This is a genomic window from Allobosea sp. 05T439 (assembly GCF_056396005.1).
In genome coordinates this window covers 1-14,770 of the sequence record NZ_JBFTKP010000075.1, presented here as the reverse complement: position 1 = coordinate 14,770, position 14,770 = coordinate 1, and the positions used below count along the sequence as shown (strand labels likewise).

The following is a 14,770-nucleotide window of genomic DNA, read 5'->3' as shown; positions in this document are numbered from 1 at the left end:
GCTGGATCCTGTGTTTGCTATGGCTGGGAGCGATCCCGTTGACGGTGGAAACCATCTGGATCAGCTTACTGCTGACGTCGGCGATCTGCCGGCGCGATGAGACCTGTTGGCCAAAGCCCAAAGCTGCTTCCCGACATAGGACGTTGTCGGTCTCGGGGCAGTGCAACTGGCCGGTGACGCAGCCGAAGGCGAACTCGCCGCCTGTCTTGCCCTCGAAAAGGATGTAGGCCGGCTCCATCATGTCGAGGAAGTCGGTATCCCACACAGCCATCTCGACGATCCGCCACTTGCCCTTGATCATGCCGGGGCCGCCAGAAGCTTGGGCAGACGGATCAGGTTGTAGGCGGCCAGCGCCAGAGTGAACGCGGCATCGACCTTGGGGCGGCCGCGCACCTTCACCTTGGCCAGTCCCGCCGAGCTTTTGATCCAGCCGAACACCTCCTCGATCCGCTTGCGGCAGCGCTGGCTGATCTCATAGCCGGGGTGGCGCTGGACGCGCCGGTCGAGGGCGCTCCGGCGCCGCTTGCCGGTCTTGGTGACATGTTCATTGCTGGCGATATGCGGGGTGATCGATCGGGCTCTKAGATCGGCCACGAACTGCTTCACGTCATAGGCCTTGTCGGCGCCGAGTGTGATCCGCCGTGCGCGACCTGGCCTCGCATCCAGCAGGGCGAGTGCCGCTTCGCGTTCCGCCGTGCCGGTAGCCAAGGTCACTCCGCCGCCGACCGCAAGGCCGTGGCGGTTCTCCATCAAGGCGTGGCCGAGGTAACAGAGCCTGGCCGGTTGGCCGTCGCTCTTGCGATAGAGCCTGGCCTCGGGGTCGGTGGTGCTCTGGTGAGTCTCGTTGGATCGCTTCTTGCCATGAAAGTCGCGCTCGGCGTTGCGCCCCGTCCTGGAGCCATCATCGCCGTCGCTGCCGTCCTTGCGCCGGAAGCTCTTGGTCGAGGCCCAGGCCTCGATCAGCGTGCCATCCACCGAGAAATGGTCGCTCGACAACAGCCGCTTGACCTTCGGCTGAGCCAGTACCGCCGACAGGAACTTGGCTGCGATCTCTCCGGCCAGCAGCCGGTCCCGGTTCTTCGAGAAGCTCGAATGGTCCCAGGTCGGGTCATCCACCCCAAGACCAACGAACCAACGGAACAACAGGTCGAACTCCAGCCGGTCCATCAACTGACGCTCCGAACGCAGCCCGTAGAACGCCTGAAGCAGCATCGCCCGCAACAGCTTCTCCGGCGCAATCGACGGCCGCCCCAGCCGCTGCGCATAGAGCGCGCTAAAATCCCCCGTCAGCTCCGCCAAGGCTGCATTGGCGATTTCCCGGATCGGCCGCAACGGATGGCCCACTCCGACCCGAGCCTCCAGATCCACATAGGAAAACAGCGATCCAGAGCGCTCATCCGACCCGCGCATCAAATGCCCCCAGCCAACTCCTCAAGCCGAGTGAATCACGCCAAACGCCGCCCCGCTACAGACTTTTTCAACAGCCTGTTAAAGCCGACTTTCGCGTGGCTGCGTGCCGGGCCCTGCGGGACGGTCCCCCAAGCGGGTACTTTGTGCTGCCCCTGCGCGATATGGACCCCTCACGTGCTTCGAAATAGAACTTGGCGGTTAATGCCAAGAACTTGGCTGCGGTTAATATGGATTCGCGAGCGCCTGTCACACATGGTCCCGGCCTATGAAAGTCCCCGCCCCGCGCTTCATCATTGACGACGACCTGGACGGCCCGATCATTTACAACKACCCGGATACACCGAAGCCTATGTCGAAGGCATGGCGCCTGGCTTGCTTCTTGATAAGCTCCGTGTTGTTAGGGTGCGCCTTGGTAACATTCCTCGCTGTGGCCGATGGGCCGAAGCCTGGCCTAATGTTTATTGCCGCCTTCGGCTTTGCTATCGGCKGCGGCGTTTTATTGTCCTCAGCCCTGTTCCCCAATTTTTCCCTTGCCCGTGCAAGACGCGGTGCGGCCGAGAACTGATATCGTGGCGCAAAAGCTGGCAGACATCAGCGATCGGGAGTTGGATCGCTATTCCGACCCTCGAGCGCTGGTTTCGTATGGCCTGAGCATCCGGCTGGGTTCGCCCTGGTTAATGCGCCGCGCAGGCTTGCCGGCATCGCCTCCGCTTATTGGTTCGCGTGACCCGTGGAGGTGACCTGGTGCACCGACCTCCAGCCCGGGACGCTGATTGCGCCACTCTCGGTCAGCAGGTGCAGGGCAAAGCCGGGCTGAGGCGTGCCGATAAGCCGGCCGGCCACCATGTCGTCGATCCCCTGATGCCGGATCACAACGAGCCTGCCCTCAAGTGCCGCCAGATCGCGCTCCGGCTGGTTGTCAAAGTTCAGGTCACCGGCCGCGGTCGAAAACACGCCCATCGCAAAACCTCCCTGATGCGAACGCCGTAACGAACGTCCGGCGGATGCAATCCTGCTTGGGCCGAGGCTGGGAGTAAAGAAGCCGATTTCGTAAGCGACGGGACCGCGAGGGAGGTCCGTGACCGCCCCGCCACGGAACGGGCTGCCGCCGGCGGCCGCGGGGAGGTGATGGAGCGGAGCCAGGCGCTCGGGAAAAAGGCCGGCGAGTGCGTCGAGACCAGCATTGACATTAAGCGTCCAGCGCGCCCCCCTCATCCGTAGGCTCGCACCAACCACCCCTCCCCTACCTTGAGCGACATGCGGCCAGCCGTAATGACCGGCCCCCGATGCCTGACGGCGCATGCTTCACACCCGGCTGCCCGCGTCGCAACACCCTTTTGCCTCAGCCGAAATTAGTCGAGCGCTATCTACCAGCCGCACTTGCCGCTTCGACCTTTGCCGCTTCGACCTTTTGAGCGGTTAGAATCTGCTGGGCGGCAGCAGCTGCTTCTTCGTCGCGACCTTCAACATGGACCGTCGGATGGGCGAACTTGATACCAGCCTGGTCGAACGCCGTCTTGAGGCGCAGAAGCGCTTTGCGACGCACGACCGCTTGTTGGCCTGGCCGGGTCGTCATCTTGAAACGAAGCTGGATGGCATAATCGCCGAACTGCTCGACCCCCTGCATCTTCATCGGCTCGATAATGTCAGGCGCTAAGTCGGGATCTTCGGCAAGCTCCTGACMGATTTTTTTGGAGATTTTCCGCGCCTTTTCCAGATCGCTATCGTAAGTGACATTGATCATGAACTTGTCGATGACCCAGTCTCGGCTCATGTTCTGAACCGCGCCGAGTTGTCCAAACGGAACGGTGAACACTGGACCACGGTGATGGCGCAAGCGGACCGAACGGAGTGAGAATGACTCCACTGTTCCCCTGAAGCTGCCGCTTTGGATGTATTCGCCGACGCGAAATGCATCGTCGAGTAGGTAGAACATGCCGCTGATAATGTCTTTGACCAGGGATTGAGCGCCAAAACCAATGGCGACGCCCAAGACGCCGGCTCCAGCGATCAGGGGGCCGATTTCGAGCCCGAGCGCAGCAAGCGCCGTCAAGCTCGCCATCACCGCGATAACCACAAGCAGGATATTGCGGAAGATGGGCAGCAGCGTGCGAAGTCGCGCCCGACGGATGGCCTCGTCGGAACCGGAAATGATGCTCTCCGTTGGATCAGCGAGGGCGCCGTCCACGGAAACCTTGACGATTTGCCATAGAAAATCGGCCAGGAGAAGAATGACGACGCTTGCCAGCGCACCGCGCAGCAGGCGCATCGGCAGGCTGTCCTGGCTCGTAAGACCGACCAGGTCAACCTGCCAAATATGAGCGAGCCAAAGCGTAGCGGCGCTGAGAATGATCAGCCGCACCCCGCGCTCAAGGCACACCTCAAGGATATTGTGCCTGATCGGCACCAGCCCACCGGTCTCGGTCGGCCTCAGGAGGTGACTGACTGCGTTCCTTCCAATGGAGATGGCTTTGGGCAGCAGAAGCACGAAAACGGCAATCCAGAACATGCCCAGAAGGCCGGAAACCCAGAGAAGCCACAAGACCACAGCATAAGCTGACATGGCGACGCTCTTCGCAATTCTGCCGGATCCAGCCGTGGAGCTGCTATCGCCTTCCGGTCCGTTCCAAATGGCTTCCAGACCAATTGTCAGAAGGCCAAGTCCGAGGAGATAAGCTGCCGCGAAACGGAAATCTCGAGGAAAGCCCAGATCGATCAGAATGCCAACAATCGACCACCCAAATGCGAAGTAGCTGACAAACAAGCCAATGCGCCGTCGCCAGTAGATGGCGTCCTTCGGCTTTACTGGAACTATCTGGTGATCCGACCAGGCGCCGTGCGTGTTCCGCGGTGGAAACAAAGCGAAATCCAGCAAAGACCGAGTAGCCCGCGTGACGAGCACGGCCACGAGAAGGGCGAGCATGATCTGCTTCAGGATCGGTGGCCATGCGAACAGCAGGAACGCGCCGAGGCTGCCTGCAGCGAAGATTGCGATTCCGGCAACCAGGGTGGCCAGGCGCAATCCCGCGGTGCGGAATCGTTCCTCAACGGAAAGGACGGGTTTCCTCTCTAGCAAGGCGCGGTAGCGGGCGCTCATGCGGCGATACAATTGCTCGGAACCGACACCGAGAGTGAGAAAGGTCGAAATCATCAGAGCAAGCCGGGCAGCGCTTGTCGTTGCCAGCTCATTTTTCAATAAGCCGGCGGCCCGCGCGAGTTGCGTCGGCAACTGAGGGACTGCGGCGGCGATGGAACCGATATGGTTGCGTACGCTGGTGAGCCGTGTCGCAAGTCGGCTGGATAGGGGCGGCTCGGGAGTTGCTATTTCTGTGGGCAGTGCGGCTGGACTGGCCTCGCCGGATTGCTGGATCCAGCGTCGCACGCTCGGCTCATCGAGCAGGCGCAACAATTCCTTGGCCTGTGGTGGAGGGCTTTCTCCTTGCCCCTGTGCACGGGCGCCAGATATTCCCCAGGTGGCAAGGACGCACCAAATTAATATCAGAAAGCTGCGCATCTACCCCCCAAGGCAAAGCTGATCAAAGAGTTCAATTCCACCGGATAAGTAGACCGGTGGTGGGCAATTCTGCACTAGAATCGCTGTTAGCAGATCGGCGTGCTACTGGGCAGATGCAACGCGAAACGGTCAGCCGAATGGAATGCCGGTTCGCATATACCCTGACGGATGTCTTATTGTTTTAGCATCATTACCGCGACACCCGCGGCGCGTTGTTGGGTTGGCGCGGAGGTCACGCACGATCCGGACACAGACAAGTAAACTTGCGCGGAACGGCTGGGCCAACCAACGCCCTAGCTTTGCGAAAGGCGTAATCGCTGGCAGACAAGGCAGGATCTTCGGCGCAATGCGTCGATAACAGGACATTTCTATCGTGTCGGGAGCGCCGCATAATAGGCAGAGAGCGCAGCGATTTCGGCTGTCGTCATCGCACGCGCCATATAGCGCATCTCCTTGTGCTGACGCTTTCCCGACCGGAACGCCATTATCTGATTGAAGAGGTAGCGTTCATTCTGCCCGGCCAAGTGAGGGACTTCGCTATCCCGTGCGATGCCGTCGTCGCCATGACATGCAGCGCATTGCTCCACCGCGGAGCGCCTTGGTTCGGCGAGTGCTGGAGCGGCGACCAACGCCATTGCCAAGGTCAGTCGAAGAATCACTCTCCTGGCTCCCCGCTCGTTCCATCCGCCGAACCGGCCGCGATGAGATGCTCGGCAGTCGCAATCACTCGAGTCGGCGCTTCCGGCCAGACCATCGCAGCGAGCAGCGCCGGCACCCACGGCGGCACAGGCAACTCATCATTCAGCCACTCGTGCACACGCTTGATCCGGCCGCCGCAGAACAGTCCCGCGAACCGCTCCGGGCTCAAATCGACCTCATTCAGCCCGAACTGGAACTGAGCACCATCGATATGTGCAGCCTTGGTTTTGGAGGGCTGGATTTGCAGCTTGCGCGCCATGTCAGTGCTTGCCCCTCGTGCCGTCCGTACGCTTCGCCCGCCCACATTTTCGGGAATGAATTCTATGCCCCAAAGAAGCAGCACCATGCAGGCCGGGTCCATCCGGGCATAACTCTCGCACCCCACGAGGGGAAGTTGGTAGCGCCGCAGATCTTCTGGCCCGGCCCGGTTGGAGAGCGCCGAGAAACATGGCGAACTCGTAGACCTGCCGAACGTCGTCGCGCTGTGCTCACCGAACCCGCGGATGGTCATCCCGTCCATCATCCGCTGGCGCTGCGGACGGGCGGCAAGCCCGGGCATGTGGCTCTCCAAAGATCAGGGGGAAACGACCCCACAATCCTCGGTTGCAACGCCCTCACGCGAGAGCGGGTTGGTCCACTGGTGCTATCCGGAGAGGCACTCCTGGCGATCACTGTACCCGCCTTGGTTCGTGGGCGAAGGCGCTAAGGCCGAGCCATTGTTGCATCGAGCTGGCAAGCGTCGGATTGCCGTCGATCTCCAGCTGTCCGCAGTCCGACTCCTTCTTGATCGTCGTCAGTCCCATCCAGATCGCCGTCATTGTTCGCAAGGAACTCGTGACGAGGAGATCTAACTGATGACCGGGATCGAAATTGCAGAGGTCGACCGTTCCGCCGTCCACCACCAACCACCAGCTCTTTTGCGCCCCTGGCAGCTCTGGGTACAGAAACTGTATCGTGTAGCGGCGTTCAGGCAATAGCTTGGCGTTGAGGCTCCGTCGCATGTCCCACATCAGGAGCGACGGGTCGAGGTTATTCAATGAGAGCCGCGACTCCATCCAGCGCTGTGCCCAGTTGCCGAGGCCCACGATCAAAGATCTCAGTTCCTCGCCCGCTTCAGACAAGTGATACTCAACCGAGCCGTTTGCATTGCGCAACACGGTGATCACCTGGGCTCGCTCCAACTCCTTCAGGCGCTTGGACAGCAGCGCCGGCGACATTCTCGGCACGCCGCGCCGTAGGTCATTGAACCGGGTGCTGCCGCAAAGGAGTTCGCGCACCACCAATGTCGTCCAGCGACTGCACAGGATCTCCGACGCCATCGACACCGGGCAGAATTGGCCATAGCCGCCGCGCTAGTCCATTTCGAACCCCGCTGTTCTCCTGGCGAATGGTACCAAAGCAGCTTCATCCAAAAAGCGACACCAGTACAGTTGCTGAACTGGACCCTCACGGCTTCAACTCCGATCCTTCAGCGTCACAGGAACGGAGGACGCCATGCCGACGAACGTCGCTTCGAAAGTTCAAGCCATCTCAGCTATCGAAAACTCCGGGGTTTGCGCCGACGGTATCGTGGAAACCGCGCACCATCTTTCGCGGAAGCTCGCCGAACGCGCGGCCGAAGTCGACCAGAACGACAGTTTTGTCGGCGAGAACTACACCCTACTGAAGGAGGCTGGTCTGGTGGAAGCAGGAACTCGGCGGCCGCGGCGCCGAAATATCCGAGCTCGCCGAGATGCTGCGCGTGCTCGCGCGTGCGTGCGGTTCCACCGCACTCGCCTTTTCCATGAACACGCATCAGGTCGCCATACCTGCCTGGCGCTGGCGTCACTAGAAGGTGGCCGCCGTCGAGCCTCTCTTGAAGAGGGTCGCGAATGAGAAAATTATCCTTCTCTCGTCAGGCGGCTCGGACTGGATCGGCGGCTCGGGGAAGGCTGTGAAGGTCGCCGACGGCTACCGGATCACGGCCCGGAAGGTCTTCACCTCCGGCGCCKAGGCCGGCGACATTCTAATGACCGGCGCGATTCACGAGGGGGAAGATGGCAGTCGCTCTGTCATTCATTTCGGCGCGCCGATGAACTCCGCTGCTGTAAGCATTGAGAACACTTGGCGCACGCTTGGGATGCGCGGCACTGCCTCGAACGACGTCGTGATCGACAACCTCTTCATTCCCGACGCGAACGTCGCCTTCTCGCGCAAGGCCGGCGAGTGGCATCCGGTCTTCCAGACGATCGCAACGATTGCCTTCCCGCTGATCTACGCCGTCTATCTCGGAGTTGCAGAAAGCGCCCGCGATCTCGCCGTCGAGATCGCGAAAGAGAAGCCAGCACCGGACCTATCCCTCGCTGGCCGCATGGACACCGAATTGCGCGCCGCGCAGCTGGCGCACCGTTGGACGCTTGACACGGTCGCGCGCAACGCCCCGTCCGCCGAGACGGTGAATGAAGTCATGATAGGGCGCAATCTTGTCGCCCGGCATGCGATCGCAACCGTCGACCTGGCCATGGAGCTAGCGGGCGGTGCATCGTTCTATCGTGTGAGAGGACTCGAAYGCCGCTTTCGCGACATACAGGGCGCACGCTTTCACCCTCTACAGGCCGGTCCTCAGGCTCGCTATGCCGGAGCGATGGCATTAGGCCTGCGGACAGAGGCGATTTTCTGACGGATTAGACGCTGAAGAGGCGCCCTGAATACCATACCGCACCAGAACGCACTGAGCGGAAGCGGCTTCTCAAGCTTCCGTTAAATGCAGGGGCCGCCTGCGCGCGTTCGAATCGCCGCTGCCCTTCCCGACGCCGCTGGATCAAAAGCTCGGCGGGACTGGCCAAGGCGAAGGTGCGCGGCCGCCCCAAGGTCGATGCCGCGTTCACTCTGGCGCGGGCCGTTTACAACCTGATCCGCCTGCCCAAGCTTCTGGCGGCCCCGGCATGATCAAGGGCAAGTGGCGGATCGTCGAGATGGCTGTGTGGGATACCGTTCCTCGCCATGATGGAGCGGGCCTACATCCTCTTCGCAGGCATGACAGGCGGCGAGTTCGCCTTCGGCTGCGTCGCCGGCCAGCTTCGCTGCCGCGAGATCGGTCCGATCGTTATGATACTGCCGAGATGGCATCCTGCGCCAGATTAATTGCACACCAGTGTGAAAAAACCCCGTAGAGGCCGTTGCGGAGCCTCTACGGGGGTTCCCCAGCCGGAAACGTAACCCATGGGAGAGCTGGGTTATCGGGAAGCCTTGGAGGGCTCCTGCCGTCGAAGCGTCTCAGGGGAGGTGGCGCAATGCCCCATGGTGCTCACGAAAGGCAGTTTCGTCAAGTAAGGACAAGATTAGCCAACGCTATTTCGTGCCTGGCTCCGTCGGAAGAAACATTTGGCTGCGTTGATCTCAGGGCCGCGCGTGGCGGCGATGAAGAGGCTAAGGCTTTTCGTCGCGGAAATACCGTCGGTCATCATGTGCGCGACGGTCGCGGCCGTGACCTCATCGAGCGCCCTGCACCAGCCTGGCGGCGCGGTCTCGATGGCGTCATGAGCGCGCATCGCTTTGAGGGCGGCCTCCACCGGCTCGGTCGCAATTCCGGAAATTGGACGGGAAGAGCGGCGCCCGTGGGCCCAGACCAGGCAGCGAGCGTTTCGAATTGCTCGGCAATTGACGGGCCCGGCTTGTAGGCAAATCTCGCCGGTCTTTTGCGCATCATGTGGACCACCTCGATGCCGGACAGGATCGCCTCGGCGCTCCCCACCAAGCCGAGCAATGGAACGGATGCGGCGTTTGATGCGCCGATGATCCCGTTCGATCCGATTGTTGAGGTATCGGCTCTTGAGGAAATGCGGAGTGAGGAAGGCGCTTCGACAGATCAGCTGCTACCTGCCGACAGAAAGGCCGATAGCTGCGCTCGCCCCGCCGGATCTTCCCGCTTCGCCTGCGTCCTGCACATCAGCCACAAGCGGCAGCCACCTCCTCCGACGCCCCCATGGCGCCGTCGAGATGCGAATATGCGAGCTGGCGGAGATGGTGGGGTGCAAGTGAGCCGTCCCAGTGGATCGAATTGCTCTCAATCATTTTGTCGAGCGTTAATCTGTTGGCATCAGCATGCTCGCCATGAGCGATTACCGTAAATGCCGAGCCTTCTTGGTTGAGGCGTTCCTCGCCCTTGATAACGATAGTCTCGAAGACGAGCGGCTGTGCCGCGCCATCGAACTTCTGCTTGATGCGGTGGCCCTCACTGAACGGGATGCGCGGCCGTCGAATATCGTGCGACTTCTGCCTCGATCGAACGTTTCAAAGACACTTCAGGCTCGAATGCCTGGAACGTAACGACTCGCACATCAGGAATCGTAGCTGCCGGCTCGTGCTGCGAGACGACCGTCCGGACTGGCACCCTGGACGGCCTTCAGGTCGGGGGCGGGAATGAGGCGGCAGGTGTAACAGGCTGCCGACGCGGTATCGCAATACTCAAACTCACAAGCTTACGACGGTGAGGCCCCCGAGAAGGTAATTTGCGCGGTCACGGCTTTTTCAGGAGAACCGTGTTCACCCAGCCCCAAGGCTGCTCATCCCCGACCTCTATCCATCTTCCGTCTCGTCTGAAAACGCTGACGATCGCTCCTTTCGGCGCGACCCGCAGGGATGCAGAGGATCGCACAGGTCCTGATCGGACGTTGGCATGCTGGAGGAGAACGAGCCGCTCACGTGGCTGAGCTTGATTCGTCGAGAGGGCTCCGACCTGTGGAGCCGTAGCGACAGGCCTCACTGGCGCGACCGAGATTTGGGTTGAGGGGAGGCCGGCTATGCGCGCTTCCGCCGGGTTCGAGCGGAGGGCGGCGATGATCGGGGGCGAGGTCGGAGGCTGTTGGCGCCACGAAGACGCCAAAATGGGTGCGACAGCGAGCGCGACAGGAATGAGGATGAGTTCATAAGCGCCGCTGACCCGTTGGAGTTCTGGCAGGGGTTTCTCGAACTCCGGGGCGTGTGTAGATCGCATCGCAGGCGGCGGAGCGTCGCCGGGTTGTGAATTAGCGGCCTGACGGATCAGGGCCGATTTGAAAGCCGCGAGCGCATCGGCAAACCGAAATGCCGCTTCGCAGTTGCTTGCCAAAAATACCTCATGGAGCCCCTTTCCGCTGGTGATGGTGATCTGGCCATATTTGGCGATCGGAAGCTGGTCGTTGAGCCGTCCATCGGGTGATCGATCCTTGCTGGAATTGGCCGATACATGGTCGATCACCTGCGCGTCCGCGGGAACGGCTTCACTTTCGATGAACGGGACATCTGTCGCTTCGACAAAGACGTCACGGAAATCGATCACGGCGTAATCGCTGGCGCCTTTTGAGCGCATCAGGACGAAGCCGCCGAAGATATCGAGATTGTCTCCGTTTGCGTTCTCGAGGCGGACCCCAGGAGAGCCTGAGATAATTCCATCCAAGATGGGATGCAGCCGAACCTGGTATCGTGTGACGGCCGACGAAGAAGTGGGTCTCTCCTTGGCCCGTTCGTCCTCGCTCGACGAGGCTACGTCCCAGAGATAGTCGGAGCGAGCCAAGGCAGCATGGGAGCGCTCCACTTCGACCCAAGTGCTCCAGGCATCCTCATCGAGTTCGATCTCAATCCTGATTTCGCTGGCAGAGAGCGCAGACAGCACTTTCCTGGCTTCGATCTCCGTCTCTTCAAAGGCCCAGCGGAGCTTTGGGATTGATGACTTCGGGAACCATCTGAGCGGGGGTTGTTCGCGCCGGCATAACTTCCTCCAGGCCGACTTGCGGCTTCTGAGCGCTGCCCGGTAATCCGATTGGAGGGCCGCCTTCTGATGAGCCGCATCATTGATCAAGTCCTTTAGGCCCTGAAGATCCGAACTTGTCAGCTGCGCGCCCCCCTTGCTGTGTATCTCGCGGGGACGTTGGAACTCGGACGGTCGGGCTTCGAGTGTCAGGGAACTGTCGAGAGGTCCGGTGGTGGTCCCGCGTACAGCCGCGGAAACGCTGATGCCGGTTTTGCTGAAGGTCAGCCGAACACCAGGAAACGTACGTACTGAATGACCGAAGCGGAACCTCATAGGTGAGCGCCCCAACAAAACGTGACTGGCAGGTTACGGTATCAGGCGGCGCTGGTCAGTTCACGACGCCGACATCTCGCAACTCAACACCATGGGTTGAGGAGCCGAGGCGAAGATCGCGATGTCGACACTGTTCCCGAGACAATGTTGGAGGCGGACTACGGAGCGGTTGGCACCAGCGTCGAGGCGCACGCCAAGCCGCATGGCTGGCATCATGGCCAGTCGCATCACGCCATGTATCGCTATGGCCTCCGCCGCCATTATGGCTGGAATCGCGGCCATCACCGCGGCTGGTACAAGCATCACCGTCACCACGCCAACTACGGCGGCTGTCGGATAGCGGCCACGCATTTGCCGCAGCACTCGGTTTCCAAGAAGGCCTGAAGCCCCGCCGGCTGAAGACGGCCTACGTCCCTGCGCATTGCTCGCTGGAGCGCTAGGGCCATCCCCAACAACGGGCGGCCTACTGCCCCCACGTCGCGTGCTGACTTGCCCCAGACATGCGCGAGGCCAGCCCTTCTGCGGCCGGGCGTGGGATGGGTGCCGGCTGGGCCTCAATCCCGCCCTGGTGAATCGTCAGTCCTTGGCMCTCTCGTTGCGCGCCACTCTCTTACGAAGCTCGTCGGGGCTGACATCGACGCCGTCCCAGACATGCCCGTCACGGATTTCGGCAATGTATCGCGCGACAATCTGCTTCGCCTCTTCGGGGGTTTCGGCGACATTGGTAATGACGCGGTGGTTGGCATTGTCGCGAGCCGCAAAATGGCGAGACACACTCCCGTCAGGATAGGTCACAGGCGTGATCACAAACGGCGCATCCATCCAGTGACCCGGCGCGCTCATCCAGATCGGAACGTCGCCCGATGTCATGCCCCTGAACTGGTGCCAGACCAGTTGCCAGTCAGGAAAACCGCTCATGTCAGTGTGTTCCTCGATCCTTGACCGCGCTCCTTGTCCGTGAGGATGTTGCACAGGATCGCCGGATCCGAAAATCAAAAACAGCCGCCAGAGCCGCGCTAGCCGCACGGCATCAGATGGTGCAACGAGCAGGACGTAGAGGATCGTCCGTGGGCGCGTCGGCTGCGCAATTTGGCCCAACTCCACGAACCGCGATGGCGTCGCGCCAGTCGATCCACTAACAATGTCGGATCGCCCCGCGGAAGCGGGTGACTATCAAACGCGCGATATCGACCTCTTCAAGCTTCTCTCTCCGCATGTCTGCCGCGCGCTTTAAGGCGGACCTCCGCGAAATGCGTGGCCTCAGCGTCGGCGGCTTGTTATTTTCGGCCAATTCTTTGCTCGCTCCAGCCTGAGTGGGTTTGGCCCCGAACATGGAAATGGGAGTTCGGCGGCTTTGCCACACGATCTGACCTCCCTCCCAACGACGCTAGCGGGTATCTCGCGCCTTGCCATAACGCGTCTTGCCTGCGCCGGCATACCGGTTGCGCCTCTCCTGAACGACGTCGGTCTGACCGAGGACATGCTCGCCGATGGCGATCAAAGAGTGCCTGCCCGGCGTCAGGTCGCATTCCTGGAGCGGGCCGGGACCGCGCTGGGAGATGACTGCCTGGGCTTCACCCTGGCGCAGGAGTTCGAGCCCCGAGCTCTCGGGTTGCTGTTTTATGTGATGGCGTCGTCGCAAACGCTTGGCGCAGCACTGCAACGAATTGCCCGGTATAGCTCGATCACCAATGAAGCATTGGTCTTCAGCGTTGCCGAGGCAAGTGAGTTCACCATCACTCTGAACTATGCCGGACTTCCTCGGCATTCCGATCGGCACCAGGCCGAGTTCTGCATTTTTGGAGCAATCCGGATCTGCCGCATCCTGATAGGCGCAAACCTCGTCCCTCAACACGTCTCGATCGCGCATCACCGATCGGGCGATACCTCTGCGATGTCGCGGTTTGCCGGAACGAAGGTGGAGTTCGGCGCCGAGACCGATGCCATCGTTTTGCACGCTGACGCGCGCGAGCGCCCTCTCATTAATGCCGACCCTTACCTCAATGATCTCCTGCTGGATTATTGCGAGGCGGCGTTGTCGTCCCGCACATCCAATGCCAGCCCTCTGCGGGTGAGCGTCGAGAATGCGATTGCGCCGCTGCTGCCTCATGGCAAGGTTCGCGCCGAGGTCATCGCCCGCCAGCTTGGATTAAGCGAACGAACACTGGCGCGGAGGCTCGCCGAGGAGGGCCTGAGCTTCTCGGAAATCCTCCAGCAGCTGCGGCGCGACCTAGCCGTGCGCTATCTCAACGATCGCGACCACCATGTCTCCAAGGTCGCCTGGCTATTGGGGTTCCAAGAGGTCAGCGCGTTCTCGCATGCGTTCAAGCAATGGACAGGTGTGGCGCCAAGCCAGATGCGTATGGCCGGCGTTCAGGCTTGATTGATATCGCTTCGCCGGGGCGGACGCTCGTTCCTAAGCACTCCTGCGACGAGACCCAATGGGACTGAATGGCGCTCACGACGAAGTCCCATCGCCGAGATCCTGGTCAAGCATGGACAGGATCATGCCTTGCCCCTCCGAAAGACGCGCCTGGCTGCGTTGATCTCCGGTCCGCCCGTGGCGGCAACGACGAGGCGAAGGCTTTCCCTCGCGGAGAGGCTGGGGTGCAGCAGATGGGCGACCGCCGCGACCTCACCTCATCAAGCGCCCGCGCCATCCTAGCTAGCGTCAGCGGGCCGGTTCTGTTGCAAACTCTTCAGTTACGGAGGTTAGGGCATCACCTTCCAGCCATTGGCGGGAGGACATCAGATGTTCAAGGGCCGTCATTTCGACCGATCGGTGATCCTGCTGTGTGTTCGCTGGTATCTGGCCTACGGCCTGAGCCTGCGCGACCTGAAGGAGATGATGGCCGAGCGCGGCATCAGCATCGACCATTCCACGATCCACCGCTGGGTCGTCTACTTCGCGCCCTTGCTGCTTCAGCGCTTCAACCGGCGCAAGCGCGCCCTGACCGGCGTTGTCACGTTAACCGCGGACCATTGAAGCGAACTCAACCGGGTGACGGGCTCACGCTGCGAGGCCAGCGACGGCTTTCCATTGTGCCATGGCGCACAGACGATGCAGATGGATGGCGAGGGCGGAGCGACGGGACCGGGGCGGG

The 14,770-nt window shown here is 61.3% G+C and carries 10 protein-coding genes and 5 pseudogenes; 5 read left to right on the top strand and 10 right to left on the bottom strand.

The features are described 5' to 3' along the window. The 7 genes and pseudogenes from AC1DIO_RS34100 to AC1DIO_RS34070 form a co-directional block, all read right to left on the bottom strand. A pseudogene (locus AC1DIO_RS34100) lies at positions 1 to 301 on the bottom strand (hypothetical protein); the annotation flags it as partial. Then, positions 298 to 1,410: an IS5 family transposase gene (locus AC1DIO_RS34095; RefSeq protein ID WP_476832171.1), complete on the bottom strand. Its 1,113-nt coding sequence runs from the start codon at positions 1,408 to 1,410 to the stop codon at positions 298 to 300. The gene AC1DIO_RS34095 and the pseudogene AC1DIO_RS34100, both read right to left, overlap by 4 nt. Before the next feature lie 711 nt (positions 1,411 to 2,121). Continuing rightward, the gene (locus AC1DIO_RS34090) at positions 2,122 to 2,370 is read right to left on the bottom strand and encodes a hypothetical protein (protein ID WP_476777504.1); all 249 of its coding nucleotides are present in this window, start codon (positions 2,368 to 2,370) and stop codon (positions 2,122 to 2,124) included. Between the two features lie 403 nt (positions 2,371 to 2,773). After that, positions 2,774 to 4,924, bottom strand: coding sequence for a mechanosensitive ion channel family protein (locus tag AC1DIO_RS34085; protein ID WP_476854824.1), 2,151 nt, complete (start codon positions 4,922 to 4,924; stop codon positions 2,774 to 2,776). 368 nt (positions 4,925 to 5,292) lie between these two features. After that, positions 5,293 to 5,559, bottom strand: a complete 267-nt coding sequence (locus AC1DIO_RS34080) for a c-type cytochrome (protein WP_476770278.1) — start codon at positions 5,557 to 5,559, stop codon at positions 5,293 to 5,295. 20 nt (positions 5,560 to 5,579) lie between these two features. Then, positions 5,580 to 6,182 (bottom strand): hypothetical protein, encoded by a 603-nt coding sequence (locus tag AC1DIO_RS34075; protein ID WP_476854823.1) that lies wholly within the window; start codon positions 6,180 to 6,182, stop codon positions 5,580 to 5,582. A gap of 109 nt (positions 6,183 to 6,291) precedes the next feature. Then, the gene (locus tag AC1DIO_RS34070) at positions 6,292 to 6,942 is read right to left on the bottom strand and encodes a winged helix-turn-helix transcriptional regulator (protein WP_476854822.1); all 651 of its coding nucleotides are present in this window, start codon (positions 6,940 to 6,942) and stop codon (positions 6,292 to 6,294) included. A gap of 175 nt (positions 6,943 to 7,117) precedes the next feature. Here AC1DIO_RS34070 and AC1DIO_RS34065 point away from each other — a divergent pair. Then, a pseudogene (locus AC1DIO_RS34065) lies at positions 7,118 to 8,282 on the top strand (acyl-CoA dehydrogenase family protein). A 134-nt stretch (positions 8,283 to 8,416) separates the two neighbouring features. Then, a pseudogene (locus tag AC1DIO_RS34060) lies at positions 8,417 to 8,551 on the top strand (IS5/IS1182 family transposase); the annotation flags it as partial. Positions 8,552 to 9,233: 682 nt separating this feature from the next. Here AC1DIO_RS34060 and AC1DIO_RS34055 read toward each other — a convergent pair. Both AC1DIO_RS34055 and AC1DIO_RS34050 read right to left on the bottom strand, forming a co-directional pair. Further along, positions 9,234 to 9,435 (bottom strand): annotated as a pseudogene (locus AC1DIO_RS34055) (DDE-type integrase/transposase/recombinase); the annotation flags it as partial. Between the two features lie 686 nt (positions 9,436 to 10,121). Next, positions 10,122 to 11,666, bottom strand: coding sequence for a DUF4236 domain-containing protein (locus AC1DIO_RS34050; protein WP_476854821.1), 1,545 nt, complete (start codon positions 11,664 to 11,666; stop codon positions 10,122 to 10,124). A gap of 147 nt (positions 11,667 to 11,813) precedes the next feature. On the opposite strand from AC1DIO_RS34050, the gene AC1DIO_RS34045 reads away from it, so the two are divergent. Further along, entirely contained in the window at positions 11,814 to 12,050 is a 237-nt protein-coding gene (locus tag AC1DIO_RS34045; protein WP_476854820.1) for a hypothetical protein, read from the top strand. A gap of 192 nt (positions 12,051 to 12,242) precedes the next feature. On the opposite strand, the gene AC1DIO_RS34040 is transcribed toward AC1DIO_RS34045, so the two are convergent. Beyond that, positions 12,243 to 12,584 (bottom strand): hypothetical protein, encoded by a 342-nt coding sequence (locus tag AC1DIO_RS34040; RefSeq protein ID WP_476854819.1) that lies wholly within the window; start codon positions 12,582 to 12,584, stop codon positions 12,243 to 12,245. 436 nt (positions 12,585 to 13,020) lie between these two features. Between AC1DIO_RS34040 and AC1DIO_RS34035 the strand changes: the two genes are divergently transcribed. Further along, entirely contained in the window at positions 13,021 to 14,049 is a 1,029-nt protein-coding gene (locus AC1DIO_RS34035; RefSeq protein ID WP_476854818.1) for an AraC family transcriptional regulator, read from the top strand. A gap of 369 nt (positions 14,050 to 14,418) precedes the next feature. Next, a pseudogene (locus AC1DIO_RS34030) lies at positions 14,419 to 14,622 on the top strand (IS6 family transposase); the annotation flags it as partial. Between the last annotated feature and the right edge of the window lie 148 nt (positions 14,623 to 14,770).

Bases quoted from the DNA above. Each gene is read 5' to 3' on its own strand.
- AC1DIO_RS34090 (WP_476777504.1), bottom strand. From the start codon at position 2,370: ATGGGCGTGTTTTCGACCGCGGCCGGTGACCTGAACTTTGACAACCAG.
- AC1DIO_RS34080 (WP_476770278.1), bottom strand. From the start codon at position 5,559: ATGGCGTTGGTCGCCGCTCCAGCACTCGCCGAACCAAGGCGCTCCGCG.
- AC1DIO_RS34075 (WP_476854823.1), bottom strand. From the start codon at position 6,182: ATGCCCGGGCTTGCCGCCCGTCCGCAGCGCCAGCGGATGATGGACGGG.
- AC1DIO_RS34070 (WP_476854822.1), bottom strand. From the start codon at position 6,942: ATGGCGTCGGAGATCCTGTGCAGTCGCTGGACGACATTGGTGGTGCGC.
- AC1DIO_RS34050 (WP_476854821.1), bottom strand. From the start codon at position 11,666: ATGAGGTTCCGCTTCGGTCATTCAGTACGTACGTTTCCTGGTGTTCGG.